This window comes from Bradyrhizobium sp. PUT101 (assembly GCF_052043945.1).
Taxonomy (GTDB): Bacteria; Pseudomonadota; Alphaproteobacteria; order Rhizobiales; family Xanthobacteraceae; genus Bradyrhizobium.
Map to the genome: position 1 here is coordinate 3,895,294 of NZ_CP197207.1, position 24,949 is coordinate 3,920,242.

21 protein-coding genes are annotated in these 24,949 nt (G+C 65.1%); 16 read left to right on the forward strand and 5 right to left on the reverse strand.

Annotated features, from left to right (window positions below; genetic code table 11):
• Positions 1-2,067: a prolyl oligopeptidase family serine peptidase gene (locus ACSHT2_RS19025; protein WP_440635738.1), complete on the forward strand. Its 2,067-nt coding sequence runs from the start codon at positions 1-3 to the stop codon at positions 2,065-2,067.
• Positions 2,068-2,184: 117 nt separating this feature from the next.
• Here ACSHT2_RS19025 and ACSHT2_RS19030 read toward each other — a convergent pair whose 3' ends face one another.
• Positions 2,185-2,859 carry a DUF938 domain-containing protein gene (locus tag ACSHT2_RS19030; protein ID WP_440635740.1) on the reverse strand — a complete coding sequence of 225 codons (675 nt, stop codon included), beginning with the start codon at positions 2,857-2,859 and terminating at the stop codon, positions 2,185-2,187.
• Between the two features lie 229 nt (positions 2,860-3,088).
• On the opposite strand from ACSHT2_RS19030, the gene soxX reads away from it, so the two are divergent.
• The 11 genes from soxX (at position 3,089) to ACSHT2_RS19085 (ending at position 12,569) form a co-directional block, all read left to right on the forward strand.
• On the forward strand, positions 3,089-3,445 hold the full coding sequence (soxX, locus tag ACSHT2_RS19035; protein ID WP_440635741.1) for a sulfur oxidation c-type cytochrome SoxX: 357 nt from the start codon (positions 3,089-3,091) through the stop codon (positions 3,443-3,445).
• A 25-nt stretch (positions 3,446-3,470) separates the two neighbouring features.
• The gene (gene soxY, locus ACSHT2_RS19040; protein WP_440635743.1) at positions 3,471-3,962 is read left to right on the forward strand and encodes a thiosulfate oxidation carrier protein SoxY; all 492 of its coding nucleotides are present in this window, start codon (positions 3,471-3,473) and stop codon (positions 3,960-3,962) included.
• A gap of 16 nt (positions 3,963-3,978) precedes the next feature.
• On the forward strand, positions 3,979-4,290 hold the full coding sequence (soxZ, locus tag ACSHT2_RS19045) for a thiosulfate oxidation carrier complex protein SoxZ (RefSeq protein WP_440635744.1): 312 nt from the start codon (positions 3,979-3,981) through the stop codon (positions 4,288-4,290).
• Positions 4,290-5,153: a sulfur oxidation c-type cytochrome SoxA gene (soxA, locus tag ACSHT2_RS19050; RefSeq protein ID WP_440635745.1), complete on the forward strand. Its 864-nt coding sequence runs from the start codon at positions 4,290-4,292 to the stop codon at positions 5,151-5,153. Before soxZ ends, soxA begins: the two co-directional genes overlap by 1 nt.
• Positions 5,150-5,455, forward strand: a complete 306-nt coding sequence (locus ACSHT2_RS19055; protein WP_440635747.1) for a hypothetical protein — start codon at positions 5,150-5,152, stop codon at positions 5,453-5,455. Before soxA ends, ACSHT2_RS19055 begins: the two co-directional genes overlap by 4 nt.
• A gap of 54 nt (positions 5,456-5,509) precedes the next feature.
• On the forward strand, positions 5,510-7,261 hold the full coding sequence (soxB, locus tag ACSHT2_RS19060) for a thiosulfohydrolase SoxB (protein ID WP_440635749.1): 1,752 nt from the start codon (positions 5,510-5,512) through the stop codon (positions 7,259-7,261).
• Entirely contained in the window at positions 7,258-7,716 is a 459-nt protein-coding gene (locus ACSHT2_RS19065) for a DsrE family protein (RefSeq protein ID WP_440635751.1), read from the forward strand. Before soxB ends, ACSHT2_RS19065 begins: the two co-directional genes overlap by 4 nt.
• Before the next feature lie 225 nt (positions 7,717-7,941).
• Positions 7,942-8,979, forward strand: a complete 1,038-nt coding sequence (locus ACSHT2_RS19070; protein ID WP_440635752.1) for an MBL fold metallo-hydrolase — start codon at positions 7,942-7,944, stop codon at positions 8,977-8,979.
• Between the two features lie 88 nt (positions 8,980-9,067).
• Positions 9,068-9,247, forward strand: coding sequence for a hypothetical protein (locus ACSHT2_RS19075; RefSeq protein WP_440635753.1), 180 nt, complete (start codon positions 9,068-9,070; stop codon positions 9,245-9,247).
• A gap of 194 nt (positions 9,248-9,441) precedes the next feature.
• Positions 9,442-10,647 (forward strand): MFS transporter, encoded by a 1,206-nt coding sequence (locus ACSHT2_RS19080; protein WP_440635755.1) that lies wholly within the window; start codon positions 9,442-9,444, stop codon positions 10,645-10,647.
• Positions 10,648-10,853: 206 nt separating this feature from the next.
• Positions 10,854-12,569, forward strand: a complete 1,716-nt coding sequence (locus ACSHT2_RS19085; RefSeq protein ID WP_440635757.1) for an N-acyl-D-amino-acid deacylase family protein — start codon at positions 10,854-10,856, stop codon at positions 12,567-12,569.
• Positions 12,570-12,855: 286 nt separating this feature from the next.
• Here the strand turns inward: ACSHT2_RS19085 and ACSHT2_RS19090 are convergent, their stop codons facing one another.
• Positions 12,856-14,193, reverse strand: coding sequence for an MFS transporter (locus tag ACSHT2_RS19090; protein WP_440635759.1), 1,338 nt, complete (start codon positions 14,191-14,193; stop codon positions 12,856-12,858).
• A 144-nt stretch (positions 14,194-14,337) separates the two neighbouring features.
• On the opposite strand from ACSHT2_RS19090, the gene ACSHT2_RS19095 reads away from it, so the two are divergent.
• From ACSHT2_RS19095 to ACSHT2_RS19110, 4 genes are read left to right on the forward strand one after another with little or no spacing between them, the layout of a single operon-like run.
• Entirely contained in the window at positions 14,338-14,991 is a 654-nt protein-coding gene (locus ACSHT2_RS19095; RefSeq protein WP_440635761.1) for an ABC transporter ATP-binding protein, read from the forward strand.
• Positions 14,988-17,450 (forward strand): FtsX-like permease family protein, encoded by a 2,463-nt coding sequence (locus ACSHT2_RS19100; RefSeq protein ID WP_440635762.1) that lies wholly within the window; start codon positions 14,988-14,990, stop codon positions 17,448-17,450. Before ACSHT2_RS19095 ends, ACSHT2_RS19100 begins: the two co-directional genes overlap by 4 nt.
• Entirely contained in the window at positions 17,440-18,522 is a 1,083-nt protein-coding gene (locus tag ACSHT2_RS19105; RefSeq protein ID WP_440635764.1) for a lipocalin-like domain-containing protein, read from the forward strand. Before ACSHT2_RS19100 ends, ACSHT2_RS19105 begins: the two co-directional genes overlap by 11 nt.
• Positions 18,523-18,548: 26 nt before the next feature.
• Positions 18,549-18,935 (forward strand): MAPEG family protein, encoded by a 387-nt coding sequence (locus tag ACSHT2_RS19110; protein ID WP_440635766.1) that lies wholly within the window; start codon positions 18,549-18,551, stop codon positions 18,933-18,935.
• Between the two features lie 206 nt (positions 18,936-19,141).
• Here ACSHT2_RS19110 and ACSHT2_RS19115 read toward each other — a convergent pair whose 3' ends face one another.
• The 3 genes from ACSHT2_RS19115 to ACSHT2_RS19125 form a co-directional block, all read right to left on the reverse strand.
• On the reverse strand, positions 19,142-20,335 hold the full coding sequence (locus ACSHT2_RS19115) for an ABC transporter substrate-binding protein (RefSeq protein ID WP_440635768.1): 1,194 nt from the start codon (positions 20,333-20,335) through the stop codon (positions 19,142-19,144).
• Positions 20,336-20,513: 178 nt separating this feature from the next.
• Positions 20,514-23,678, reverse strand: coding sequence for an efflux RND transporter permease subunit (locus tag ACSHT2_RS19120; protein ID WP_440635770.1), 3,165 nt, complete (start codon positions 23,676-23,678; stop codon positions 20,514-20,516).
• Complete coding sequence (locus ACSHT2_RS19125) at positions 23,675-24,880, reverse strand: efflux RND transporter periplasmic adaptor subunit (protein WP_440635771.1); 1,206 nt, start codon at positions 24,878-24,880, stop codon at positions 23,675-23,677. Before ACSHT2_RS19125 ends, ACSHT2_RS19120 begins: the two co-directional genes overlap by 4 nt.
• Between the last annotated feature and the right edge of the window lie 69 nt (positions 24,881-24,949).

Genomic DNA, 24,949 nt, shown 5'->3' on the forward strand with positions numbered 1-24,949 from the left:
ATGTCCGTCGACGACAGGCCCACGCTCAGCGCTCCCGACGACGATCCCTGGCTGTGGCTGGAAGAGATCGAGGGCACGCAGGCGCTCGATTTCGTGGAGCGGCAGAACAGCCTGACGCTCGCCGCGTTCGGCGGAGCGGCTTTCGTGCGCGACCGCGATATCCTCGCGGCGATCTACGACCGGCCGGACAACATTCCCTACGTCAGCCGGCGCGGCAACGATCTCCACAACCTCTGGAAGGATGCCGGCAACCCGCGCGGCCTGTGGCGGCGCACGACGCTGGCGGAATTTCGCAAAGCCGATCCGGCGTGGGAGACCATGCTGGATATCGACCAGCTCGCGGCGAGCGAAGGCGAGGACTGGCTGCTCGGCGGGATCGCCACGATGCCGGGAAGCTCGCGTGCGATCCTGAGCCTGTCGCGCGGCGGCAGCGACGCCGTCACGCTTCGCGAGTTCGACCTCGCCACGAAGGGCTTCGTGGCGGACGGCTTCACGCTGCCGGAAGCAAAAGGCAGCGTCGACTGGCTCGATGCCGACACGCTGCTGCTGTCGAGCGCCTATGGCGAGGGCATGGCGACGAGCTCGGGCTATGCGCGAACCGTTCGCCTGTGGCGGCGAGGCCAGCCTGTCGATCAGGCGCAGATGATCATCGAGACCGCGGCCGATCATATGATGATCTATGGCAGCGCCGACCACACCGGTGCGGCGCCGCGGGTCTGGATCGTCGACCAGATCGACTTCTTCAATCACGCGATCTGGCTGCGCGATGCGGCGGGCACGACGACGAAGCTCGATTTGCCGACCGGGATCTGGATGCAGGCGCATGGCGACTGGTTCGCGATGAAGCTGCGCAAGGACTGGACGGTCCAGGGCCGGACCTATGCCACCGATACCGTGCTCGGCATCTCGCTCTCGGCGTTCCTTGCCGGCAGCCGCGATTTCGCGGTGCTGTTCGAGCCGGCACCGCGGCGCGCGCTGCAGGGTTTGTTCTGGGCGGCCGGAAAGCTGGTCCTCTCGATCCTCGACGAGCTCAAGCCGCGCTTCGAGATCTGCACGCCATCCGCGACGGACTGGAGCCGCGAGACGCTTGGCGGCCTGCCGCAGATCGGCGTCGTCGACGTCTGGCCGCTCGATCGCCATCCCTCCGAAAGCAATGGCGACCTGCTCGCCAATGTGCAGGACCCGCTCACGCCGCCGTCGCTGCTGTTGATCGCGCGCGGCGTTGCCAGCCCGACCGTGCTGAAGCAGGCGCCGAGGACATTCACCGCCGAAGGTCTCGTGGTGACCCAGCACGAGGCGATCTCGATCGACGGCGAGCGTATTCCCTATGTGCAGACCGGGCCCGCCGGGGAGACCGGCGATGCGCCGGTCTATATGAGCGCCTATGGCGGCTTCGGACATTCGGTGAAGCCGTACTACAACGCCTCGCTCGGCAAGCTATGGCTGGAGCGCGGCGGCACGACGGTGCAGGCAAACTTGCGCGGCGGCGGCGAGTTCGGCACGCGCTGGCACGATGCCGGACGGCTTGCCGGCAAGAAACTGTCGCATGACGATTTCGCGGCGGTGGCTGCCGATCTCGTGCGGCGCGGCGTGACGCAGCCGAAGCGCATCGCGGCGCAGGGCGGATCGAACGGCGGCATCCTCATCACCAACATGCTGGTGCGCTACCCCGAACGCTTCGGCGCGCTGTTCTGCACCATCCCGCTGATCGACATGCGCCGCTACACGAAGCTGCTCGCGGGCGCGAGCTGGATCGCGGAATATGGCGATCCCGACAAGCCCGACGAGTGGGAGTGGCTGAAGACCTACTCGGCCTATCACAACGTGAAGGCCGGCCAGGCCTATCCGCCGATCCTGATCGCGACAACGCGGCGCGACGACCGCGTTCATCCCGGCCATGCCCGCAAGATGGCCGCAAAGCTCCAGGCGATGGGGTACGAGGCCTGGTTCTACGAGCCGGCCGCCGGCGGCCACGGCTACGGCAAGGACAACAAGGAGCGCGCCGGCTTCGAAGTGCTCGGCTTCAGGTTTCTGAAGGAGAGGATTGGGTGGAAGGATGAAGGCTAGAGTTGGATGCGCTGACGTCTCCACATCGTCATGGCCGGGCTTGACCCGGCCATCCACGCCTTGCCGTGGTACCCGAAGAACGTGGATGCCCGGGACAAGCCCGGGCATGACGACCTCCTAGCTCCTCGCAAACACCAGCGCGAGATTGTTCGCGGGCATCTCGGTGGTATCGACGAGGCGAAGGCCTGCGCCACGCGCGAGACTCTCGACGTCGCCGATGTCGCGCACGCCCCATTCGGGATTGCCTTCGCGCAAGGAGGTGTCGAACACCGCATTGCTGAGCGCAGTGTGCTTGCCGTCGCGCTTGAAGGGGCCGTAGAGGAACAGCTTGCCGTCGGGACGCAAATAGCGGCAGGCGCCGGCGAACAGGCCTTCGGCCACGGCCCAGGGCGCGATGTGAATGACGTTGGCGCAGAACACGGCGGCAAGACTCGTCGGCCCCTGCCCGGTCTTCATCTCCGGGCACCAGTCGGGATCGGTGAGATCGATCCGCAGGGGCGAACGGATGTTCGGCAGGCCCGCATGCACGCGCCAGGCTTCGATGCTCTTGAGATGGCGCTGGTTGAGGTCGCTCGGCCACCAGATCAGCTCGGGTGTGTAGCGGGCGAAATGAACCACGTGCTGGCCGGTTCCACTGCCGAGTTCCACCACGCTGCCGGTGCAACCGGCGAGATGCTTTTCCAGCGCCGCCCAAATCGGTTCGTGATTGCGATGGAAGGCCGGCGCATCTAGCCGGCCATCCGGCTCGACCCGTCCGCCATCCCTGCCAAACTCGACGACATATTCAGCCAAGTGACGTCCCCAAAAATGTGAAACAGGAAATACGGCTAAGGGCCAAAACGCCCCGAGAATAATTTGCTAGTCCCAGCCCATCTGATGAACGAATGATCTCATCAGTTGCAATGCGGAGGATATTAACGCCATTTTGCTGCGTGCATAGTCTTGATTGTCAGGCGATGCCCTTTGTGCTTTTGAACAATTCCGCAAACGAGATCACCGACATACCGCTCCGGACGATGCCTTGACCGTCTTTCCTTGCAAGCCCGCCCTATTGGTTGCGCTGGGCCTCCTCGCTGGCGCGGCTGTGGCCCCGGCGGGAGCGCAGTCCACCGTGACCGAGGGCCGGAAGCTCGCCTTCGACCGCGGCAAGGGCAATTGCCTGACCTGCCACGTCATCGAAGGCGGCGACCTGCCCGGAACGATCGGTCCGGAACTGAAGGACCTCAAGGCCAAATACCCCGATCGCAACGAGCTGGTCGCGATCATCTTCGACGAGACCAAGCGCAACCCGCAGACCATGATGCCGCCGTTCGGCCGGAACAGGATTTTGACCGAACAGGAGATCAACGCGATCGTTGATTTCCTGCAGACCCTGTAACGGCCGGCTGCCCAGGAGACTTGAGATGACCGCGACCACCGGCCTTCATCCGACACGGCGCCTGATCCTTCAGGGCGCAGCCAGTGTCGCGCTGCTCGGCCTCGGCAATCTGCCGTTCGGCGCCGCTCCGGCGCGCGCCGCAGCCAACGACAAATATCCGGAAGAGGCGTTCAAGCAGAAGAACGAGGCGGACGCGATCAAGGCACTCTATGGCAGGACCGCGGAGCCGTCCGACAAGATCAAGCTCGACGCGCCGGAGATCGCCGAGAACGGCGGCGTGGTGCCGATCTCGGTGACGACGTCGCTCGACAAGGTGACCTCGATCTCGTTCTTCGTGGCCGAGAACCCGAACGCGCTCGCAGCAAGCTACAAGATCCCCGACGGCACGATCCCCGCCGTCGCCAACCGGCTGAAGATGGCCAAGACCACCAAACTGACCGCGATCGTGGAAGCCGACGGCAAGCTCTACAGCGCGACCAAAGAGGTCAAGGTCACCGTCGGCGGCTGCGGCGGCTAAGCGAAAAGAGTTTGAGATGGCATCCAGCATTCGCGTACGCGCCACCACCAACGGCGACATCACCGAGGTGCAGACGCTGATCCAGCACCCCATGGACACCGGCCTGGTCAAGGATTCCAAGGGCGAGCCGATTCCGGCGCACTTCATTCAGGAGCTGAAGTTCGAATGTAACGGCAAGGACGTCTTCGTCGCCAATTGGGGCACTGCGGTCTCCAAGGACCCCTACGTCAAGTTCAGCTTCAAGGGCGCCAGGAAGGGCGACGAGCTCAAGATCTCCTGGACCGACAACAAGGGTGCGTCGGATACGACCACCGCGAAGATCGCGTGATGAAACAGCGCGCCGCGATTCTGCTCGGCTCAGCCTTCGTCGCACTCGCGGCGCTTGCTTTCGCCGCAACGCGCGTCGTCGCAGCGGACAAGGTCGATCCCGTCGCCGATGCCAAGGCGTTCCAGAGCTTCTTCTTCCAGAAGTTTCCGAACGTGAAGCACGAGGATTTCGTCAACGGTCCTTATTCCATGAACGAGGACATGAAGCGGCAGTGGCGGGAGAAGGAGGAATTCCCGCCTTACGAGTTCGCGCTCGATGCCGGCAAGGAGATGTTCTCGACCCCGTTCAAGAACGGCAAGAGCTACGCCGACTGCTTCCCGAACGGCGGCATCGGCATCCGCCAGAACTATCCCTATTTCGACGAGAAGGAAGGCAAGGTCGTCACGCTCGAGCTCGCACTCAACCGCTGCCGCGAGGCCAACGGCGAAGCGCCCTATTCCTACGTCAAGGACGAGATGGCTTCGCTCACCGCCTACATGGCCTATACCTCGCGCGGCAAGCCGATGGACATCAAGATTCCCGACGATCCCCGTGCGCTGGCGGCGTACGAGAACGGCAAGCGCTATTTCTACACGCGGCGCGGCCAGATGAATTTCTCCTGCGCGAGCTGCCATGTGCAGAGCCCGGGTGAGCGCATCCGCGCCGAGACCCTGGCGCCGGCGCTCGGCATCCTCAACGCGATGCCGATCTACCGCTCCGAATGGAGCGGCATGGGCACCACCAGCCGCCGCTTCGTCACCTGCAACAGCCAGACCCGCGCGGTTCCGCTGGAGCCGCAGTCGGATGAATATCGCGACGTCGAATATTTCCTGTCCTACGTCGCCAACGGCCTGCCGATCTCGGGCCCGGGAGCACGGCCATGAAGCGGTCACTTGCTCTCGCCATGCTGCTTGTCTCGAGCCTTGCGCCATCCGCGCGCGCGGCAAACGAGGCGGACTACAAGGCGGCGTATGCCGCCGCCGAAGCCGCCTCCAAGGAGGCGGCCGGCATGCGCAATCAGTGGACCGTGACCGTATCTGCGCTGACAGCAGCGAAGAGGGCTGGCGAAGGCGGCGATTTCGACCGTGCGGTTGCCGCAGCCAAGGAGGCCGAGGCGCTGGCGAAGGCGTCGATCTTCCAGGCCACGTCCGAAAAAGAAGCCTGGAAGGCGATGGAAATCCGCTAGACTGCTCCTGAGTGGAACAGTCCGACGATCACGAGAGGCGCAGAGAATTTTTGGATGGCGATCCGCCGCCGCGATTTCCTGAAAAGTGCGGGCCTTGCCGCAGCAACGCTCGGCCTGCCGCGGCTGGCCCGCGGCACTGAGGCCGCCAGCATCTACGACCTCGAGCGGTTCGGCGATGCGCGGATCCTGCACATCACCGACACGCATGCGCAGCTCAATCCGGTCTATTTCCGCGAGCCCAGCGTCAATATCGGCATCGGCGAGATGGCGGGGCGGCCGCCACATCTGGTCGGCCGCGCCTTTCTGGAGCGGTTCGGCATCCGGCCCGACAGCGCCGATGCCTATGCCTTCACCTGCTTAGAGTTCGAGAAGTCCGCAGGCCGCTTCGGCAAGCTCGGCGGCTTCGCCCACCTGAAGACGCTGATCGATCGCTTGCGTAGCGATGTCGGCGAGAAGCGTTCGCTGCTCGTCGACGGCGGCGATCTCTGGCAGGGCACCGGGCTTGCCAACGTGATGCAGGGCCGCGACATGGTCGAAGTCGCCAATCTGCTCGGCATCGAGGCGATGACCGGGCATTGGGAATTCACCTATGGCGAGCAGGCGCTGCGCGACAATCTCGAGCGCTTCAAGGGCGAATTCCTGGCGCAGAACGTGTTCCTGACCGAGGAAGCCGCGTTCAACGACGCCCCCGCCTTCGACAAGGCCACGGGCCGCGTGTTCAAGCCCTCGATGATCAAGGAGCTCGGCGGGCATCGCATCGCGATCGTCGGCCAGGCTTTCCCTTACGTTCCGATCGCACATCCCAAACGGTTCACACCGGACTGGAGCTTCGGCATCCGCGAGGAGGAATTGCAGAAGCATGTCGACGCCTTGCGTGGCGCCGACAAGGTCGATGCCGTCGTCCTGCTGTCGCACAACGGCATGGATGTCGACCTCAAGCTCGCAAGCCGGGTCACCGGCATCGACGTCATCCTCGGCGGCCACACCCATGATGCCGTGCCGCAGCCGATTGCCGTGAAGAATGCGGGCGGCACGACGCTCGTCACCAATGCCGGCTCCAACGGGAAATTCCTGGCCGTGCTCGATCTTGCACTCGACAAGGGCAAGGTCAGCGACATCCACTATCATCTGCTGCCGGTCTATTCCGAGCTGCTGAAGCCCGACCCTGCCATGGCCGAGCTGATCGGCCGGCTGCGCGCGCCGCATGTGAGCGACTGGTCGGAGAAGATCGCAACGCCGGATCGCCTGCTCTACCGCCGCGACAATTTCTCCGGACCCGTCGACGAATTGATCTGCACGGCGCTGCGTGCCGAGCTCGACGCCGAGATCGCGCTGTCGCCGGGCTTCCGCTGGGGCGTCACCGCGCTGCCCGGCCAGGCGCTGACCATGGAGGATCTGCTCGCGGAAACCGCGATCACCTATCCCGAGACCTATGTGCAGGAAATGACGGGAGCCCAGATCAAGGACGTGCTGGAAGACGTCTGCGACAATCTCTTCAACGCCGATCCCTATTACCAGCAGGGCGGCGACATGGTGCGCGTCGGCGGGCTCAGCTACACCTGCACGCCGACAGCCGCGATCGGCAGCCGCATCTCGGAGCTGAGGCTTGGCAGCGGCAAGGTGCTCAGCGCCAGACATCGCTACAAGGTCGCGGGCTGGGCTTCGGTCAACGGCCAGCAAGGCGCGCCGGTGTGGGACGTCGTCGGCAAGTATCTGCGCTCGGGCCGGATGTTGCCGGAGCGGCTCGGCTCCGGCGTGACGCTGAAGGGAGTCGAGGGCAATCCAGGCATTGCAGGACAGGGATGATGAGGTCGCAGCTCATATCCGCGATGATGCTGGCACTGCTCGTCTGGGCGGCGGCCCCGCCCGCTCTGGCACAACAGGTGCCGCTCCAGGACAAGCCGTTCGCCGAGCACAGGATCGTGCTGCAGCTCTCCGACGGCGAGGCGAAGAAGCAGGCGCTGGTGCTGAGCGTCGCCAATAACCTGCTGAAGGCCTACGATCCCGACAAGATCGCGATCGAGGTGGTGGTGTTCGGTCCCGGCATCGACCTGCTTCTCGCCGGCAGCGACCGCCGCAAGCAGGTCGAGAGCCTGATCGCACAGGGCGTTCGCTTCGACATCTGCCTCAACACCGTCGATACGATCGAGCGGGAGACAGGCAAGCGGCCGGAGTTCATCCCAGCGGCGACGCCGGTGCAGGTGGGGGTTGGGCAGATCCTGTTTCTGGCGGAGAACGGGTACACGGTGGTGAGGCCGTAGGCCTGACCGGGGGTTTGTAGCATGCCGCCGCGACCCTCTCCCTGTCATCCCTGCGTTCGCAGGGACGACACCGAATTTGTGGACCGGTCATCGCCCGAACCATCCCCCCGCTCCGTCTGCAATAAAGATCTTCTAAATTTTCTTGTCCACACAGTGAATTGCTTCTCTTTCTGACCCGTAGCGTAGTAGAATCTTCAAAAATTGGTTCCACGCCGGGTCCCAGCCATGATCTTTCGCCAGCTCTTCGACAGCGTTTCAGGCACCTACAGCTATCTCTTGGCCAGTCGTGCCGGCGGCGAGGCGCTGATCCTCGATCCCGTGCTGGAGAAGGTCGACCGCTACTGCCAATTGCTGCGCGAGCTCGACCTCAAGCTGGTGAAAGCCGTCGATACGCATCTGCATGCCGACCACGTCACCGGCCTCGGCGAACTGCGCGACCGCACCCATTGCATGACCGTGATGGGCGACCAGACCAAGGCCGACGTGGTGGCGATGCGGGTGGCCGACGGCGACAGGGTGACGATCGAGGGCTTGTCGCTCGACGTGATGTACACGCCGGGTCACACCGACGATTCGTATTCCTATCTGATGGGCGACCGCGTCTTCACCGGTGACACGCTTCTGATCCGCGGCACCGGCCGCACCGATTTCCAGAACGGCTCATCCCGCGCGCAATACGATTCGATCTTCAACCGCCTCTTGAAGCTGCCGGACGAGACGATGGTGTTCCCGGCGCATGACTACAAGGGCGATACCGTCTCCACCATCGGCGAGGAGAAGCGCTACAATCCGCGGCTCCAGGTGCGCTCGGTCGACGAATATATCGAGCTGATGGCGAACCTGAAGCTGCCCAATCCGAAGATGATGGACGTGGCGGTGCCCGCCAACATGCATGTCGGCCTGCATCAGGAGGAGCTCGAGAAAGAGGGCCGCGCGCTCAGCGCCGGCGAGGCGATCCGGATTCTCGGCCGACCCGACATGCTGCTGGTCGATCTGCGCGAGACCAATGAGCGGTTGAAGCACGGCATGATCGAGGGCGCGCTGCACACGCCCTATCCGTCCGTCGAGGAGGGTCTCAAGCCCGGCGGCATGCTGCGCGAGGTCGCCGCCGCCACCGGCCGCCGCGTGGTGTTCTTCTGTGCCTTCGGCGAACGCTCGGCGATGGCGGTTGCGGCCGCGAAGGAGGCCGGGCTTCTCAACACCGCCCATATCGCCGGCGGCATCGATGCCTGGAAGAAGGCGGGCGGGCCGGTCGTGCACTGAGGGCTTCGTCGCGGGCCTTGAGTTAAGTCAGGAACCGCACATATTTGGCGGGTAGATTCGGATGCAGCATCACCATCCGGGACCAGCCATGGCCAAGACCGGGAATACGACCGTCAAGCCGAGCGAGCCGCCCAAGACCGCCGACACGAAGCGGGCGGAAGACAAGGCAAAGATACCCCCTCCTCCTCTCGATGAGGATGATTACGAGGACGGCGACATCGCTACGCCCAAACGCGACCGCTACGGTCCGGATGACGAGCCGTTGTGAGGGTGTGGAATTCGCCTCACGAACGGTGCGTTCCCGCGTGGGGGAGGGAGCGCAGTGTGCCTCGCTGAACCAGTGAGCAAGTCTTGAGATGGCAGCGCCCCGACCCGCGCTAGCTGCCATGCGCCTGCGTTCATGGACAAATAACCGCTCTCCCCGATAGTTTGCGCCTCCATCGGGAGTGAAACGGAACTGCAATGGTCGACGTTCTCGCCGCACCGCAGCAAGCCAAGGCGGACAGTGCGCCGCGCACGCTGACCGGAATCTCGATCGCGCATTGGGTCAGCCATTTCCATCTGCTGGTCCTGCCGATGCTGTTCCCGTTCCTGAAGGAAAAGCTCGGCGTCGGCTATGTCGAGCTCGGCTTTGCGCTGACCACACTCGCCGTCGTCTCGGGTCTGACGCAGGCGCCGACCGGCTATCTCGTCGACCATTTCGGTGCGCGCAGGATTTTGCTGGCCGGGCTGACGCTCGGCGGCTGCGCGCTGATCCTGCTTGGGCTGCACCTCAGCTACGCTTCACTGATCGCCTGCGCCGTGCTGCTCGGCCTCGCCAACAGCGTCTACCATCCCGCCGATTACGCGATCCTGGCCGAGCACATGGACGAAGCGCGGATGGGCCGCGCCTTTTCGATCCACACCTTTGCTGGCTTTCTCGGTGGTGCGGTGGCGCCGGCGATCGTTGCCGCGCTCGTCACCGTGTCCGGCGGCGGCGGCGCGCTGATCGCGTCGGGCGCGATCGCGATCCTGGTGGCGTTGCTGCTGATCGCCATGGGTATTCCCGAGGCCGGCGCGCACAAGAAGAAGCCGGGCGGCGAGACCGCGCCGAAGCAGGCGGTGATCACGCCGGCGCTGATCACCCTGACCGCGCTGTTCATGCTGCTCAGCCTGTCGGTCGCCGGCATCAACAATTTCGGCGTAGTGGCGCTGATGAGCGGTTACGACGCCTCTTACTCCGCCGCCAACATCGCGCTGACGGCGTTCCTGGGCGCCAGCGCCATCGGCGTGCTCGCGGGCGGCTTCCTCGCCGACCACACCGAGCGTCACGGCTATGTCGCGGCTGCCTGCTTTGCGGCGAACGCGGCAATCGTGCTGCTGATCGCGCTGGTGACGCTGCCGGGCTGGGCGCTGACCGCCACGATGGCGACCGCGGGCTTCCTCTCCGGCGTGATCGCGCCCTCCCGCGACATGCTGGTGCGCAATGCGGCGCCCGCCGGCGCTGCGGGGCGCGCCTTCGGCATCGTCTCCACCGGTTTCAATCTCGGCGGCATCGTCAGCCCGCTGCTGTTCGGCTGGATCATGGACCAGAATGCGCCACACTGGGTGTTCGGGGCGTCCGTGATCTTCATGCTCGCGACGGTGGTGCTGTCGCCGTTCACGGAGCGGAAGCCGGCCAAGGCTTGAGCTACAAATTCAACCGTCGTCCCTGCCGAGTGCGCAATTGCGCACGGGGCGCAGGGACCCATAACCACAGGGAGGAATCGCAGCGCAAGACAGGTCACGACGAGTCTTCGCAAAACGTCTCCCTGTGGATGGGTCCCGGATCAGCGCTTCGCTTGTCCGGGACGACGGATAGAGAAAAGCAAAACAGCAAAACGGGAAGAAACACCATGAGCACCCCTGATCTCGTGATCCGCGGCGGCACCGTCGCGGACGGCAGCGGCGGCGAGCTGTTCGAGGCTGATGTCGCCATCACCGGCGGTAAGATCAGCGCGGTCGGCAAGATTGCGTCGAAGGGACACGAAGAGATCGACGCGCGCGGCAAGCTGGTGACACCTGGCTTCGTCGACGTGCACACCCACTACGACGGGCAGGTCACCTGGAGCCAGGACATCACGCCGTCCTCGCAGAACGGCGTCACCACGGCGATCATGGGCAATTGCGGCGTCGGCTTTGCGCCGTGCAAGCCTGATGACCACACCCGCCTGATCCAGCTCATGGAAGGCGTCGAGGATATTCCGGAGCCGGTGCTGAGCGCCGGCATTCCCTGGGCCTGGGAGAGCTTTCCGGATTACATGGACTGGCTCTCCAGGCGCGATTTCGACATCGATGTCGGCGCGCAACTGCCGCATGCGGCGCTGCGCGTCTATGTCATGGGCGAGCGTGGCGCGCGCCGCGATCCCTCGACCGCGGAGGACAATGCGGCGATGGCAAAGCTCGCGGGCGAGGCAGTGCGATCCGGTGCGCTCGGCTTCTCGACCTCGCGCACGCTCAACCACCGCACCTCGACCGGCGATTTCACGCCGACGCTGAAAGCAGGCGAGGACGAGCTCACCGCGATTGCCGGCGCGATGCACCGGCAGGGCCGCAGCGTGCTGCAGTTCGTGCTCGACCTCTCCACCATCCACGAAGACTTGCCGATGATGCTGCGGGTCGCAGAATCGACGAAATGCCCGATCTCGTTCTCGATCACGCAGAACGACAAGGCACCGCAGCGCTGGCGCCAGACGCTGGACGAGATCAATGCGGCAGCGCGGCGCGGCCTCTCCATCACCGCCCAGATCGCGGCGCGCCCCGTTGGTCTCTTGCTCGGGCTCGAGCTCTCGCGCAACCCTTTCCAGACCCATCCGAGCTACAGGGCGACCGCCCATCTGCCGCTGCAGGAACGTTTGGCGCGGCTGCGCCAGCCTGACGTGCGCAAGGCGATCCTGAGCGAGACGGCGACCGCGACCGACGATCCGCTGTTCTTCCGTCCCGACTACGACAAGATGTTTCTGCTCGGCGATCCCCCCGATTACGAGCAGCCGCCGGAGAACGCGCTGGGGGCGCAAGCGCGCAGGCAGGGCCGTCAGCCGGAGGAGCTCGCCTATGATGCCATGCTGTCGGACGAAGGCCGCGGCATGCTCTACGTGCCCTTCCTGAACTATTCCGACGGCAATCTCGATGCGACGCGCGAGATGCTGCTCGATCCGCAATCGGTGCCGGGCCTGTCCGACGGCGGCGCGCATTGCGGCATCATCTGCGACGCGAGCTTCCCGACCTATCTGCTGACGCACTGGACGCGCGACCGCAGGCGCGGCGAGAAGCTCACGATCCCGTTCGTGGTCGCGGCGCAGTCGCGCAAGACCGCGCTCTCGGTCGGCCTCACCGACCGCGGCCTGATTGCGCCCGGCTACAAGGCCGACGTCAACGTGATCGACTACGACCGGCTGCATCTGCATCCGCCGAAGGTGCATTACGATCTGCCGGTCGGCGGGCGGAGGTTGCTGCAGGATGTCGATGGCTACGAGGCGACCATCGTGTCGGGCGTGGTGACGCGGCGGCACGGCGCGGCCACGGGACGTCGGCCGGGCAGGCTGATTCGTGGTGCGCAGGGGCTGAATTAGCGAGACGGGCGGCCTTGCTTACCCTCCCCTGGAGGGGAGGGGAATCGCATATGATCTCTCGGAAAGGTCTGAGCAAGCGCCTCGTCCTTCGAGACGACCGCTCCGCGGTCTCCTCAGGATGAGGCTTCGCTAGAGCGGTGTCCTTTGAAACTGCCGCTGCACACTCCGCCCTCATCCTGAGGGCCCGCCGAGGCGGGCGTCTCGAAGGATGGCCGCAGGCGAGTTTCCCGCCGCGCTTCCATATGCGATAGCCCTGCCCTCCAGGGGAGGGCAGGAGAGCATCGCCTTACGTCGGCGACACCGCGCCCTTCAGTGCTGCGGCCTGCGGAGCGGCGCCACGCGTCAGCCTGGCCTTTTCGGTGTTCGGCCACAACAGCAGCAGGCCGAGCAGGCCGGAGCAGACCATGATCACGGCGTTGATGGTGAAGCCGGTCATGTAGCCGTCGAGCATGCTGCCGGCACGCTGGATCGTGGCCCCCATCACGGCCGGCGCGATGATGCCGGCGAGCGTGTAGAGCGCTCCGTAGATCGCGAGAATCGCGCCGCGCTGCGACGTCGGAGTGAATTCGCCGAGCATGGGCGGGCAGACGACATAGATCGCCCCGCACAGGCCCGAGCCGACCACAAGCAACGCGATCTGGAGGCCCGCGCCCTGGACATGCGGCATCATCGCCAGGATCAGCCCGCCGATCACCAGCGGCACCGAGCCGAGAACGCCGCGCGCCGCACGGGTGTTGTAGCCGCGCGCCATCATCACCTGCGAGATCCAGCCGGTGAGCATGACGACGGTGGCGCCGAACACCCAGGGCAGGATCGAGATGAAGCCGGCCTGGCTCTGTGAGAAGCCGAGCCCCTTGACGATGAACGGCGTGAACCATGTCAGGCCGAGCGACAGCGCCCAATAGGCGCCGAAGGTTGCGGCGACGCAGCCGATGAAGGTGCGCGAGGTGAGAAGCTGCAAATAAGGGATCTTCGGCTCGGTCGCGGCCGAGACTTGCGTGTCCTCCAGCGGCCCTTCCTTGCCGAGCGTGAGCCAGGCCGCAACCCAGATCAGGCCGACGACGCCAAGCGCGCCGAAGGCATAGTGCCAGGAATGGTTGACGATGACCCAGTTCAGCGCCGGCACCGCGAGGATGACGCCGAAGGCCGAGCCTTGCGACAGGATCGCGGTCGGCAGCGTGCGCTTCTCGTCGGGGAACCATTTGTAGATGGCGTGCGCGGCGACCGAGAAGGCCGGGCCTTCGCCGGCGCCCAGCACGATGCGGCAGATCAGGAGCGTGGTGAAGGAGACGGTGCCGACCATCGGAAATTGCGCCAGCGCCCAGATGACAGCCAGAGCAAGCAGCACCCAGCGCGTCGGCACCTTGTTGACGATGAAGCCGACCACGATGGCGGAGATCGAGAACAGGAAGAAGAAAGAAGATCCGAGCAGGCCGAACTGCTCGGCGCTGAGTTTCATGTCTGTCATGATCGGCACGCCGGCGAGACCCACGACGATCTTGTCCGCGAAGTTCACCACCATGAAGAGAAAGAGGAGAAATGTAACGGTCCAGGCTCCCTTCGGCGTTGCCTTGGATTGCCCTGCCGTCTTGCCCGCCACCGCTGGCGTTCCCTGAGCGCTCATGAATCTCCCCGTATGTCTTTTTGGCCCTTTTTTGATTTGGCCGTCTTGGAAGCTAACAACGGCTTCACAACCAACGCAACCCGGCATTTCCGCAGCAGGTGTGCTACGCAGCAATTCCGTTAATTCCGTCCGGCGCCATTCATCGTGCTGAGCATCCGAAATCTTTCCAAGACGTTCTCGTCGGCCGACGAGCCGGTCCATGTGCTGCGCGGCGTCGATCTCGACCTCAGGCACGGCGAACGCGTCGCGCTGACCGGCGAGTCCGGCAGCGGCAAGAGCACATTGCTGCACCTGATCGCGGGGCTCGATGCTGCCGACGGCGGCACGATCCGGCTCGAGGAGATCGAGGTCACCAAGCTGTCGGATGCGGGACGCGCCAGCTTGCGGCGGGATCGCATCGGGCTGGTCTTTCAGCAATTCAACCTGATTCCGAGCCTCTCGGTCGCGGACAATCTCGCCTTCCAGGCCCGGATCGCCGGCCGACTTGATGCCGCCTGGATCAAGGAGCTTGTCGAGCGGCTCGGACTCGGCAGCCTGCTCAAGCGTTATCCAGAGCAAATATCAGGCGGCCAGCAACAACGGGTCGCGATCGGCCGCGCGCTGGCGACAAAGCCCGCGTTGCTGCTCGCGGACGAGCCGACCGGCAATCTGGACGAAGCCACCGCCGAGGACGTGCTGTCGCTGACGCGCGACCTCGTCGCGCGCACCGGCTGCGGCTTCCTGATGGTGACGCACAGCCTGCATCTGGCTGCGACCCTCGACCGTCACCTCACCCTGCATGCGGGGCGCATCGCATGAGGCGCGCGCTGTGGATCCTCGCCGTGCTGCTCAGCCATTGGCGGCGTCACAAGATGCAGTTCGCCACGCTGCTGATCGGGCTGATCGCGGCGACCGCGCTATGGAGCGGCGTGCAGGCGATCAACCAGCAGGCCCGCAATGCCTATGACCGTGCCGCGGCGACGTTCGGCGGCGTGCGCACGGCGATGCTGGTGGCGCCAAATGCGGCAACCTTTTCCCAGGAACTGTTCGTCAAGCTCCGGCGCGCGGGCTGGCCGGTCTCGCCGGTGCTGGAGGGACGGGTCCAAATCAACGGGCGCTCGGCGCGGCTGCTCGGCATCGAGCCGGTGACGCTGCCGGCCGATGTCGGCAACGCGCCGCGTCTCGGTGCCGCAGATCTGGGCAGCTTCGTGGCGCCGCCGGGCCAGACGCTGGTCGCGCGGGAAACGCTGGCCGACTTGCAGGAGGCGGAAGGCGCGGCGCCGGCGATCAGCAATGGCGCAAAGCTGCCGCCGCTGCGCGTGCTGCCGCAACTCGTGCCAGACGTGCTCGTGGTCGATATCGGCGTGGCACAGCGCCTCCTCAACAAGCCGGATCAGGTGTCCCGGCTCCTGATCGGCAAACCGAAGGGCAAGCCGGCGCCGCTGGCCAGCGTCGTTGGCGAGCAGTTGCAGCGGGTCGAGCCGGATGCCGAGACGGAGCTTGAGCACCTCACCGACAGTTTCCATCTCAATCTCACCGCGTTCGGCCTGTTGTCGTTCTTTGTCGGCCTGTTCATCGTCAATTCGGCCGTCGGCCTCGCCTTCGAGCAGCGGCTGCCGATGCTGCGGACCTTGCGCGCCTGCGGCGCCTCGGCGCGGCTGGTCAACACGGTGCTGGTGGTCGAGCTGGTGGCACTGGCGCTGATCGCCGGGCTGATCGGGCTCGCTTGCGGCTATTTCATCGCCGCGGCCCTGCTGCCCGACGTCGCGGCCTCGCTGCGCGGGCTCTATGGCGCGCAGATCCCGGGGCAGCTCAGCCTGCGAGGCGAATGGTGGCTCGCCGGCATCGGCATCAGCGTTGCCGGCGCGCTGGTGGCGGCAACAACGAGCCTGATCAAGGCGATCAGGATGCCGGTGCTGGCAACCGCCCAGCCGCGAGCCTGGCAGCAACGGCAACGCCGCTGGCTGGTCCTGCAGAGCTGTGCGGCCTGCGCCGTGTTCGCGGTCGCTCTGTTGCTGCTCCACTACGGGCAATCGCTGATCGCGGGCTTTGGCGTGCTCGCCGCCCTGATGTTAGGTGCGGCGCTGATCCTGCCGGCCTTCCTCGACATCATCCTGCTCGCCGGCCAGCGCGTCGCGCGTGGCCCGCTTGCGCTGTGGTTCTGGGCGGACAGCCGACAACAGCTTTCCGGATTGTCGCTCGCGCTGATGGCGCTGCTGCTCGCCCTCGCCGTCAATGTCGGCGTGTCCACCATGGTGGAGACCTTCAGCCGCACCTTCATCGGCTGGCTCGACGGGCGGCTCGCCGCCGACGTCTACATCAGCGCGTCCGACAATGCCCAAGGCGTTGCGATCCGCAACTGGCTGAAGCAGCGCAGCGAAGTCCAGGCGACCCTCTCGGGCGGACGCGCGGAAGCGCAGATTCAGGGCCAGCCCGTGGAGCTGCTCGGCCTGCCCGATCACGCGCTGTATCGCGAGCGCTGGCCGCTGCTGCAAGCCGCGCCGCGCGCCTGGACCCGGCTGGTGCCGGGGAACGCCGCCTTCATCAGCGAGCAGTTGAGCCGCCGGCTGAATGTGCGCCTCGGTGATGTGATCGAAGTGCCGGCGCCGGGCGGCACCTGGGAGCTCGACATCGTCGGCATCTATGCCGATTACGGCAATCCCAGGGGGCAGCTTGCCGTGAATGTCGCGGCGCTGGTCCGGCAGTTTCCGCAGACGCCGCAGACGCGGATGGGCCTGATCGTCGCCAAGGAAAATATCCCCGGCCTGATCGCGGCTTTGCAGAAGCAGTTTGCGCTCGACGACCGCAGCGTCGCCGATCAGGCGACGGTGAAGGCGGAATCGATCCGCATCTTCAATCGCACCTTCGCGGTCACCTCGGCGCTGAACGCCTTCACGCTCGGCGTCGCCGGCATCGCGCTTCTCACGAGCCTGCTGACGCTGGCGAATTCCCGACTGCCGCAGCTCGCGCCGCTGTGGGCGATCGGCATCACGCGGCCGCGCCTTGCCGCGATCGAGCTGACCAAGGCGCTCTCGGTCGCACTGTTCACGTCCGTGCTGGCGGTGCCGCTCGGCCTGCTGGTGGCGTGGTGCCTGATTGCGATCGTCAATGTGAAGGCATTCGGCTGGCGGCTGCCGTTCCACGTGTTTCCGCTGCAATTGATCGAGCTGGTCGTGGTCGCACTGCTTGCTTCGCTGGTGGCCGCCTTGCTGCCGATGCTGCGGCTGGCACGGATGCAGCCGGCGACTCTCGTCAAGGTGTTTGCCAATGAGCGCTGACCGGATCTCGCGGCGCGCCTTCGCCGCCGGCATCGCCGCCCTCGCTCTCGCGCGGCGCGCCGGCGCGCAGGGCTATGCCGGGCTCGGCGAGACCGCCGACGGCTTTGCCAAGGTCACGCCGGGAAAGGCATTCACCTTTCCCGCCGATCACGGGCCGCATCCGGACTTTCGCATCGAATGGTGGTATCTCACGGCAAACCTCGTCGATGGCAGCGGCGCGGCGTGCGGCCTGCAATGGACGCTGTTCCGCCAGGCCGCGCAGCCGGGTCCGCAAGGCGAAGGCTGGGCCAATCAGCAGGTGTGGATGGCGCATGCCGCGGTGACGCGCGCCGACACCCACCGCTTCGCCGAAACGTTTTCGCGCGGTGGCGTGGGGCAGGCCGGCGTGACAGCCAAACCGTTCGATGCCTGGATCGACGACTGGGAGATGAAGAGTAGCGAGCGCACCGATGATCGCACACTGGCGCCGCTGACGCTGAAGGCGTCCGGCACCGATTTCAGCTATGCGCTGACGCTGGAGGCGGACCGGCCGGTGGTCTTGCAAGGCGACGGCGGCTACAGCCGCAAGTCCGAGCGCGGCCAGGCATCCTACTATTACAGCCAGCCGTTCTATCGGGCGCGCGGCAACTTCACGATCGATGCCAGGTCCGTCGATGTCACCGGCCAGGCCTGGATGGACAGGGAATGGAGCAGCCAGCCGCTCGATACCGACCAGACCGGCTGGGACTGGCTCTCGCTGCATCTCGCATCCGGCGACAAGCTGATGCTGTACCGGCTGCGGCAGAAGGACGGCAAGGATTATCCGTTCGGCAACTGGATCAGCGCCACGGGCGAGACGCAGATGATTGCGGGCAGCGACATCCAGATGATGCCGAAGGCAACCGCGGATGTCGCGGGACGCAAGTTGCCGGTGGAGTGGCAGATCGCAATCCCCTCGCGATCGTTCTCGATTCTGTGCAAGCCGCTCAATCCCAGGGCCTGGATGGGGACCGGCTTTTCCTATTGGGAAGGACCGATCAGCTTTGCCGGGACGCATGACGGCGTTGGCTATCTCGAGCTGACGGGCTATTGAAGCGCCATCTCATCGAGGAACCAACCATGTATCATCTCACCGCCCTGGTCACGCTGCTTGCGATCGCCTTTTATTTCTTCACCGCCATCAACGTGTCACGCTCGCGCACAAAGACCGGCGTCAAGGTGCCCGCGATGTCGGGCCATCCGGATTTCGAACGCGCCTTCCGCATCCAGATGAACACGCTGGAATGGATGCCGATCTTCCTGCCAGCGCTGTGGCTGTTCGCGATCTATATCAGCGACGCCATCGCGGCGGGTATCGGCGTGATCTGGATCATCGGCCGCATCGTCTATTTCGTCGGCTATTCGAAGGCTGCGGCCAAGCGCGGCATGGGTTTCGCGATCCAGAGCATCGCCGCCATGGCGTTGTGGGCAGGAACGCTGGGAGCTGTGGTGTTGCGGATGGTGTGAGGCAATCCGCCGCCATACATTCCGCTGTCGTCCCGGACGAGCGCAGCGAAGATCCGACCCATACCCACAGTAAGTCGTTTTGCGAAGACTCGGAGTGGGCATCTCGCGCCACACGTCTCCCTGGGGTTATGGATCCCCGCTCCCGTGCGCAATTGCGCACTAGGCGGGGATGACACCGAGTGTGTGGCGCTCGCTGTGCCGCTTCCCTACTTCGTCAGCGGGCAGCCGCTTTCCTTGGCGGTGAAGAAGGCCTTGTCGCCCGGGACCGTGGCGAGCAGCTTGTAATAGTCCCACGGCTTCTTCGACTCCGACGGCTTCTTGACCTCGAACAGATACATGTCGTGGACCATGCGGCCGTTCTCGAGCACCTTGCCGCCTTGCGCGAAATCGTCGTTGACCGGCAGCTCCTTCAGCTTCTTGGCGACGGCATCCGGGTCCTTGGTACCGGCGGCCTTGACGGCCTTCAGGTAGCTCAGCGTTGCCGAATAGGTGCCCGCATGGATCATGCTCGGCATCCGTCCGGTGCGCTTGAGGAAGCGTTCGCCGAGATTGCGCGTCTTGTCGTTGAGATCCCAGTAATAGCCTTCGGTGAGCACCAGGCCTTGCGCGGCCTGGAGACCGAGGCCGTTGACTTCGGCGAGCGTCATCAAGAGGCCCGCGAGCTTCTGGCCGCCTGAGACGATGCCGAACTCGGACGCCTGCTTGATTGAGTTGGTGGTGTCGAGGCCGGCATTGGCGAGGCCCACGATCTTCGCCTTCGAGCTCTGCGCCTGGAGCAGGAAGGAGGAGAAGTCCGAGGAGTTGAGCGGCACGCGAACCGAGCCGACCACCTTGCCGCCATTGGCGGTGACGATCTCGCTGGTGTCCTTCTCCAGCGCATAGCCGAAGGCGTAATCCGCGGTGAGGAAGAACCAGGTGTCGCCGCCGGCCTTGGTCAGTGCGCCGCCGGTGCCGACGCCGAGCGCGTGGGTGTCGTAGGCCCAGTGGAAGCCATAGGGCTGGCAGGCATCGCCGGTGAGGCGCGAGGTCGCGGCGCCGACGACGATGTCGATCTTCTTCTTTTCCTTGGAAAGCTCGTGGATCGCGAGCGCGACCGAGGAGGTCGTCAGCTCCGTGATCATGTCGACGTTCTCGACATCATACCAGCGGCGCGCGATCGAGCTGGCGAGATCCGGCTTGTTCTGGTGGTCGGCGGTGACGAGCTCGATCTTCTGGCCGAGTACCTCGCCGCCGAAATCCTCGATCGCCATCCTGGCCGCTTCGACCGACCATTTGCCGCCGTAGTCGGCATAGACGCCGGACTGATCGTTGAGGATGCCGATCTTGACGCCTTGCGCGGAGGCCGGCGCGGCGAGCAATACGGCCGAGGTTGCAGCAGCGACCAAAAGGGCTGATTTCATATGTTAACTCCCAGAAGTCTTCTGTTGTGAAATCGCGCGGATATTAGTGAAGAACCCCGCGCGTGCCCATCCATTTCAAATAGGCCGTTAGTATGGAGCTGCGTGTCACAAAAATCGTGTCGCCGCTCGTCGGGGACGACAGCCGTGATGGGGATGCGCCAGTGACCACCGACCGTCGTCAGGCCGCGATCTCCGGCTTCTTGTCCCGCCGTCCCTCTGCGAGGTTCCGCACCACCACATAGAAGATCGGCGTGAACAGAAGCCCGAACAGCGTGACGCCGATCATGCCGAAGAACACGGCAACGCCCACGGCCTGCCGCATCTCCGAGCCGGAGCCGCTGGAGATCACCAGCGGCAGCACGCCGAGGATGAAGGCGAACGACGTCATCAGGATCGGCCGCAGGCGCAGGCGGCAGGCCTCGATCACGGCTTCCAGCCGCGGCTTGCCCTCGTTCTCGATGTCGCGCGCGAACTCGACGATCAGGATCGCGTTCTTCGCTGCAAGCCCCACCAGAACGACGAAGCCGATCTGCGTGAGGATGTTGACGTCCTGGCCCATGATGCGCACGCCGATGGTGGCAGCCAACAGGCACATCGGCACGATCAGGATCACCGCGAACGGAAGCGTCCAGCTGCCATATTGCGCGGCGAGCACGAGATAGACGAACAGCACGCAGATCGGGAACACGTAGAGGCCGGCGTTGCCGCCAGTGATCTGCTGGTAGGACAGGTCCGTCCACTCGAAGGTGAAGCCGCTCGGCAGCGTGTCGTCCGCGAGCTGCTTGATGGTGTTGAGCGCGGTGGTCGAGCTGGTGCCCGGCGCCGGTTCGCCCTGAAGTTCGGACGCCGCATAGAGATTGTAGCGCGCCACGCGGTCGGGGCCGGACACGTCCTTGAACTCGACCACACTGCCGAGCATCACCATGTCGCCATTGGCGTTGCGCGTCCGCAATCGCGCGAGATCGCTGGGCTCTTTCCGGAACGGGAAGTCCGCCTGCGCCGTGACGTGATAGGTGCGCCCGAACAGATTGAAGTCGTTGACATAGGTCGATCCGAAATAGGTCTGGATCGTGTCGTTGACGTTGGCGATGGGCACGCCGAGCTTCTGCGCCTTGGTGCGGTCGATGTCGACGAAGAGCTGCGGCGTGTTGGCTGAGAACGGCGAGAACACCGTCGGAGCGAGCAGCAAGGGCGATTTGCGCGCCGCGGCGACGAGCTCGTCGGTGGCCGCGGCGAGCAGCTCAGGCCCGCGACCCTGGCGGTCCTGGATGCGGATGGTGAAGCCGCCGCCGGTGCCGATGCCGGGTACGGCCGGCGGCGGAATCACGATGATGAAGGCGCCCTGGATCGCGGCCAGGCGCTTGCGCAGCTCGACCGTGATGGCGTTCGCGGACAGCCCCTTCTTCAGCCGCGCCTCGGGCTCGTCGAACACCGGGAACAGCGCCGCCGCATTGCCGGCCTGGGTGCGCGTGGCGCCGGAAAAACCGGCGAAGGCGGCGACGCGGACGATACCCGGCGTATCCAGCGAGATCCGCTCGATCTCGCGCACGACCTCGGTGGTACGCGCCAGCGAGGCCGCCCCGGGCAATTGCACCGATATGATGACGTAGCCGCGATCCTGCGCCGGGATGAAGCCCTGCGGCGTGGTCACGATCAGCCAGCCGGCGCTGCCGATCAGCACGACGTAGATCAGGATCATCACGACGGAATGCCGGATCACGAAATCGGCGACGCTGGCATAGCCGTGCGCGAGCCGGTCGAACACGCGGTTGAAGACGCCGGTGAAGGCGTTCCAGCCGCGCGCGATCACGTTCCAAGCGGCCGGAGGCTTCTTCTCCTCGTGCGGCGTCAGGATCAGCGAGGCCAGCGCCGGCGACAGCGTCAGCGAGCAGAAGCAGGAGATCGCCGTCGCAACCGCAATGGTGACGGCGAATTGCTGGAAGAACTGCCCGGATATGCCTCCTAAGAACGCGGTCGGCACGAACACGGCGCTGAGCACCAGCGCAATCGAGACCAGCGCGCCGCCGACCTCCTCCATGGTCTTGAGCGCGGCATCACGCCTGCTCATGCCATGCTCGAGATGTCGCTCGACATTCTCCACCACGACGATGGCGTCGTCGACGACGATGCCGACGGCGAGGACGAGCCCGAACAAGGTCAGATTGTTGATGGAGAATCCAAGCGCCGCCATCACCGCAAACGTGCCGACCAGCGAGACCGGGATAGCGATGATCGGGATGATCGCGGGACGCCATCCCTGCAGGAACACCAGCACCACGACGACCACCAGCAGCATGGCTTCGTAGATTGTCTTGATCAGCTCGTGGACGGACTGGGCGATGAACTCGGTCGGATTATAGCCGATGTTGTAGTCGAGACCTTTCGGAAAGCTCTCCTTGAGCTTCGTCATGGTGTCGGAGATGCTCTTTGCCGTCGCGAGCGCGTTCGATCCGGGCCGCTGGGTCACCAGCATGGCGACGGCCGATTTGCGCAACAGGAAACTGTTGGTGGAATACGCCAGTGCGCCGAGCTCGATGCGGGCGACATCGCGCAGCCGCACCGTACGACCGTCGGAACCGGCCTTGATCAGGATGTCCTCGAACTGCTTCTGGTCTTTCAGGCGTCCGGTGAAGGTGAGGTTGGGCTGGAAGGCGCGGTCCGCGATCGGCGGCTCGGCGATCTGGCCGCCTGCAATCTGCACGTTCTGCGCGCGGATCGCGGCCAGCACCTCGGTCGAAGTCAGGCCGAGATTGGCAATTCGGTCAGGGTCGAGCCACAGCCGCATCGAATAGTCGCGCGCGCCGAAAATCTGGATGTCGCCGACGCCGTCGATGCGCAGCAGCTGGTCGCGGACCTGAAGCAGCGCGTAGTTGGATATGTAGAGCTGGTCGAAGGTGTCGTCCGGCGACAGCATGAACACGACCATCAGGATGTCGGGCGAGTTCTTGCGGGTGACGACGCCGTTGCGCTGCACCTCGTCCGGCAATTGCGGCTGTGCAATCGCGACGCGGTTCTGCACCAGCACCTGGGCCTTGTCGAGATCGGTGCCGAGCTTGAAGGTGACGGTGATCGTCAACTGTCCGTTCGAGGTCGCCTGGCTGTAAAGATACAGCATGTCCTCGACGCCGTTGATCTGCTGCTCGATCGGAGCCGCGACCGTGTCGGACACGGTCTGCGCCGAGGCGCCGGGATATTGCGTGGTGACGACCACGGTGGGCGGCACCACTTGCGGATATTCGGACACCGGCAGCGTGGTATAAGCGAGCGCGCCGACGATCAGCAGCACGATCGACAGCACCATCGCCAGGATGGGCTGGTTGATGGAGAGGCGGCCGAGGTTCATGACTTGCCACCGGCCGGGGTTTGCGCGGTCTGCGGGGCGACCTTGGCACCGACGCGGGCGCGCTGGATGCCGCTGACGATGACGCGATCGTCCGGCTTCAGCCCTTCACGGATCACGCGCAGGCCCTCGTCGAGTGGCCCGAGCGAGACAGGGCGCGCCTCGACCGTATCATCAGGTTTCACCACGAGAACTATCTTGCGGGACTGGTCGGTCGCAACAGCGGCGTCCGGAATCAGCAGCGCCTCATAAGGCGCGCTCGCGATCAGGCGGACGCGGCCGAACTGGCCGGGCAGGATCGACAAATCGGTGTTCTTGACCACCGCGCGGCTGCGCAGCGTTCCCGTGGAGACGTCGAGGCGATTGTCGAGGAAGTTGATGGCGCCTTCGTGAGACGGCTTGGTCTCGCCGGCGAGAGACACTTGCACCGGGTTTGCCGTGTCGCGCGAGCTCGGGCGACGACCTTCGAACCACAGCTTGCTGTATTTGATGAATGTCGCCTCATCCATGTCGAAATAGATGTAGATCGGATCGAGCGTCACGATGGAGGTCAGCAACGTCGACGTTGCGTTGTCGCTGCCCTGCACGAGATTGCCGGGGCTGACGAGGTGGCGGCTGACGCGGCCGGTCAGCGGCGCCGTGACATGCGTGAATTCGATGTTGAGCTTCGCCGCCTTCAGCGCGCCTTCCGCCTGCATCTCGGCCGCATGCGCGGCCTGCAAGGCCTGGCGGCGCTGATCGACCACTTGCTCGGAGACGGCACTGGTCTGCACCAGGCTGAGGCCGCGATCGAGCTCGCGCTTGGCGAGTTCCACCTTGGCCCGTGCATCCGACAGCTGCCCCTCCGCCTGAGTGGCCACCGCCTCGAACGGCCGCGGGTCGATCACGTAGAGCAGATCGCCCTGACGCACGATGGCGCCGTCCGTGAACTCGACTGAGTTGACGAAGCCGCCGACGCGCGGCCGCACCTGCACCTCCTCCACCGCCTCGAAGCGGCCGGTGAACTCGTCCCAATCGGTGACCGTGCGCTTGACCGGCTGGGCGACTGTCACCTGCGCCGGCGGCGGGGCAGCGGCCTGTGATGCCGGCTTGTCGCAGCCGGCCAGCGCGAATGCCACAGCGAGAAGGCCTATAGTCGCGTAGAGCCGAGGCTGAACGAAATCGTGCTTTTTGACAAACTGCTCGCTTCCGTCAGGTCCGCTCATCCCAGGTCCTCGCATCAAAGCCGCAGAAAAAGCAGGGTACTCGCCTACCCGCGGGCGACACAAGATGTG

Excerpts from the sequence above, each read along its gene's own strand:
- ACSHT2_RS19055 (WP_440635747.1), top strand. The coding sequence starts at position 5,150 with ATGAAGCGGTCACTTGCTCTCGCCATGCTGCTTGTCTCGAGCCTTGCG.
- soxZ (WP_440635744.1), top strand. The coding sequence starts at position 3,979 with ATGGCATCCAGCATTCGCGTACGCGCCACCACCAACGGCGACATCACC.
- ACSHT2_RS19025 (WP_440635738.1), top strand. The coding sequence starts at position 1 with ATGTCCGTCGACGACAGGCCCACGCTCAGCGCTCCCGACGACGATCCC.
- ACSHT2_RS19085 (WP_440635757.1), top strand. The coding sequence starts at position 10,854 with ATGAGCACCCCTGATCTCGTGATCCGCGGCGGCACCGTCGCGGACGGC.
- ACSHT2_RS19125 (WP_440635771.1), bottom strand. The coding sequence starts at position 24,880 with ATGAGCGGACCTGACGGAAGCGAGCAGTTTGTCAAAAAGCACGATTTC.
- ACSHT2_RS19115 (WP_440635768.1), bottom strand. The coding sequence starts at position 20,335 with ATGAAATCAGCCCTTTTGGTCGCTGCTGCAACCTCGGCCGTATTGCTC.
- ACSHT2_RS19105 (WP_440635764.1), top strand. The coding sequence starts at position 17,440 with ATGAGCGCTGACCGGATCTCGCGGCGCGCCTTCGCCGCCGGCATCGCC.
- ACSHT2_RS19080 (WP_440635755.1), top strand. The coding sequence starts at position 9,442 with ATGGTCGACGTTCTCGCCGCACCGCAGCAAGCCAAGGCGGACAGTGCG.
- ACSHT2_RS19065 (WP_440635751.1), top strand. The coding sequence starts at position 7,258 with ATGATGAGGTCGCAGCTCATATCCGCGATGATGCTGGCACTGCTCGTC.
- ACSHT2_RS19120 (WP_440635770.1), bottom strand. The coding sequence starts at position 23,678 with ATGAACCTCGGCCGCCTCTCCATCAACCAGCCCATCCTGGCGATGGTG.
- ACSHT2_RS19100 (WP_440635762.1), top strand. The coding sequence starts at position 14,988 with ATGAGGCGCGCGCTGTGGATCCTCGCCGTGCTGCTCAGCCATTGGCGG.
- ACSHT2_RS19075 (WP_440635753.1), top strand. The coding sequence starts at position 9,068 with ATGGCCAAGACCGGGAATACGACCGTCAAGCCGAGCGAGCCGCCCAAG.
- ACSHT2_RS19110 (WP_440635766.1), top strand. The coding sequence starts at position 18,549 with ATGTATCATCTCACCGCCCTGGTCACGCTGCTTGCGATCGCCTTTTAT.
- soxA (WP_440635745.1), top strand. The coding sequence starts at position 4,290 with ATGAAACAGCGCGCCGCGATTCTGCTCGGCTCAGCCTTCGTCGCACTC.
- soxY (WP_440635743.1), top strand. The coding sequence starts at position 3,471 with ATGACCGCGACCACCGGCCTTCATCCGACACGGCGCCTGATCCTTCAG.
- soxB (WP_440635749.1), top strand. The coding sequence starts at position 5,510 with ATGGCGATCCGCCGCCGCGATTTCCTGAAAAGTGCGGGCCTTGCCGCA.
- ACSHT2_RS19090 (WP_440635759.1), bottom strand. The coding sequence starts at position 14,193 with ATGAGCGCTCAGGGAACGCCAGCGGTGGCGGGCAAGACGGCAGGGCAA.
- ACSHT2_RS19070 (WP_440635752.1), top strand. The coding sequence starts at position 7,942 with ATGATCTTTCGCCAGCTCTTCGACAGCGTTTCAGGCACCTACAGCTAT.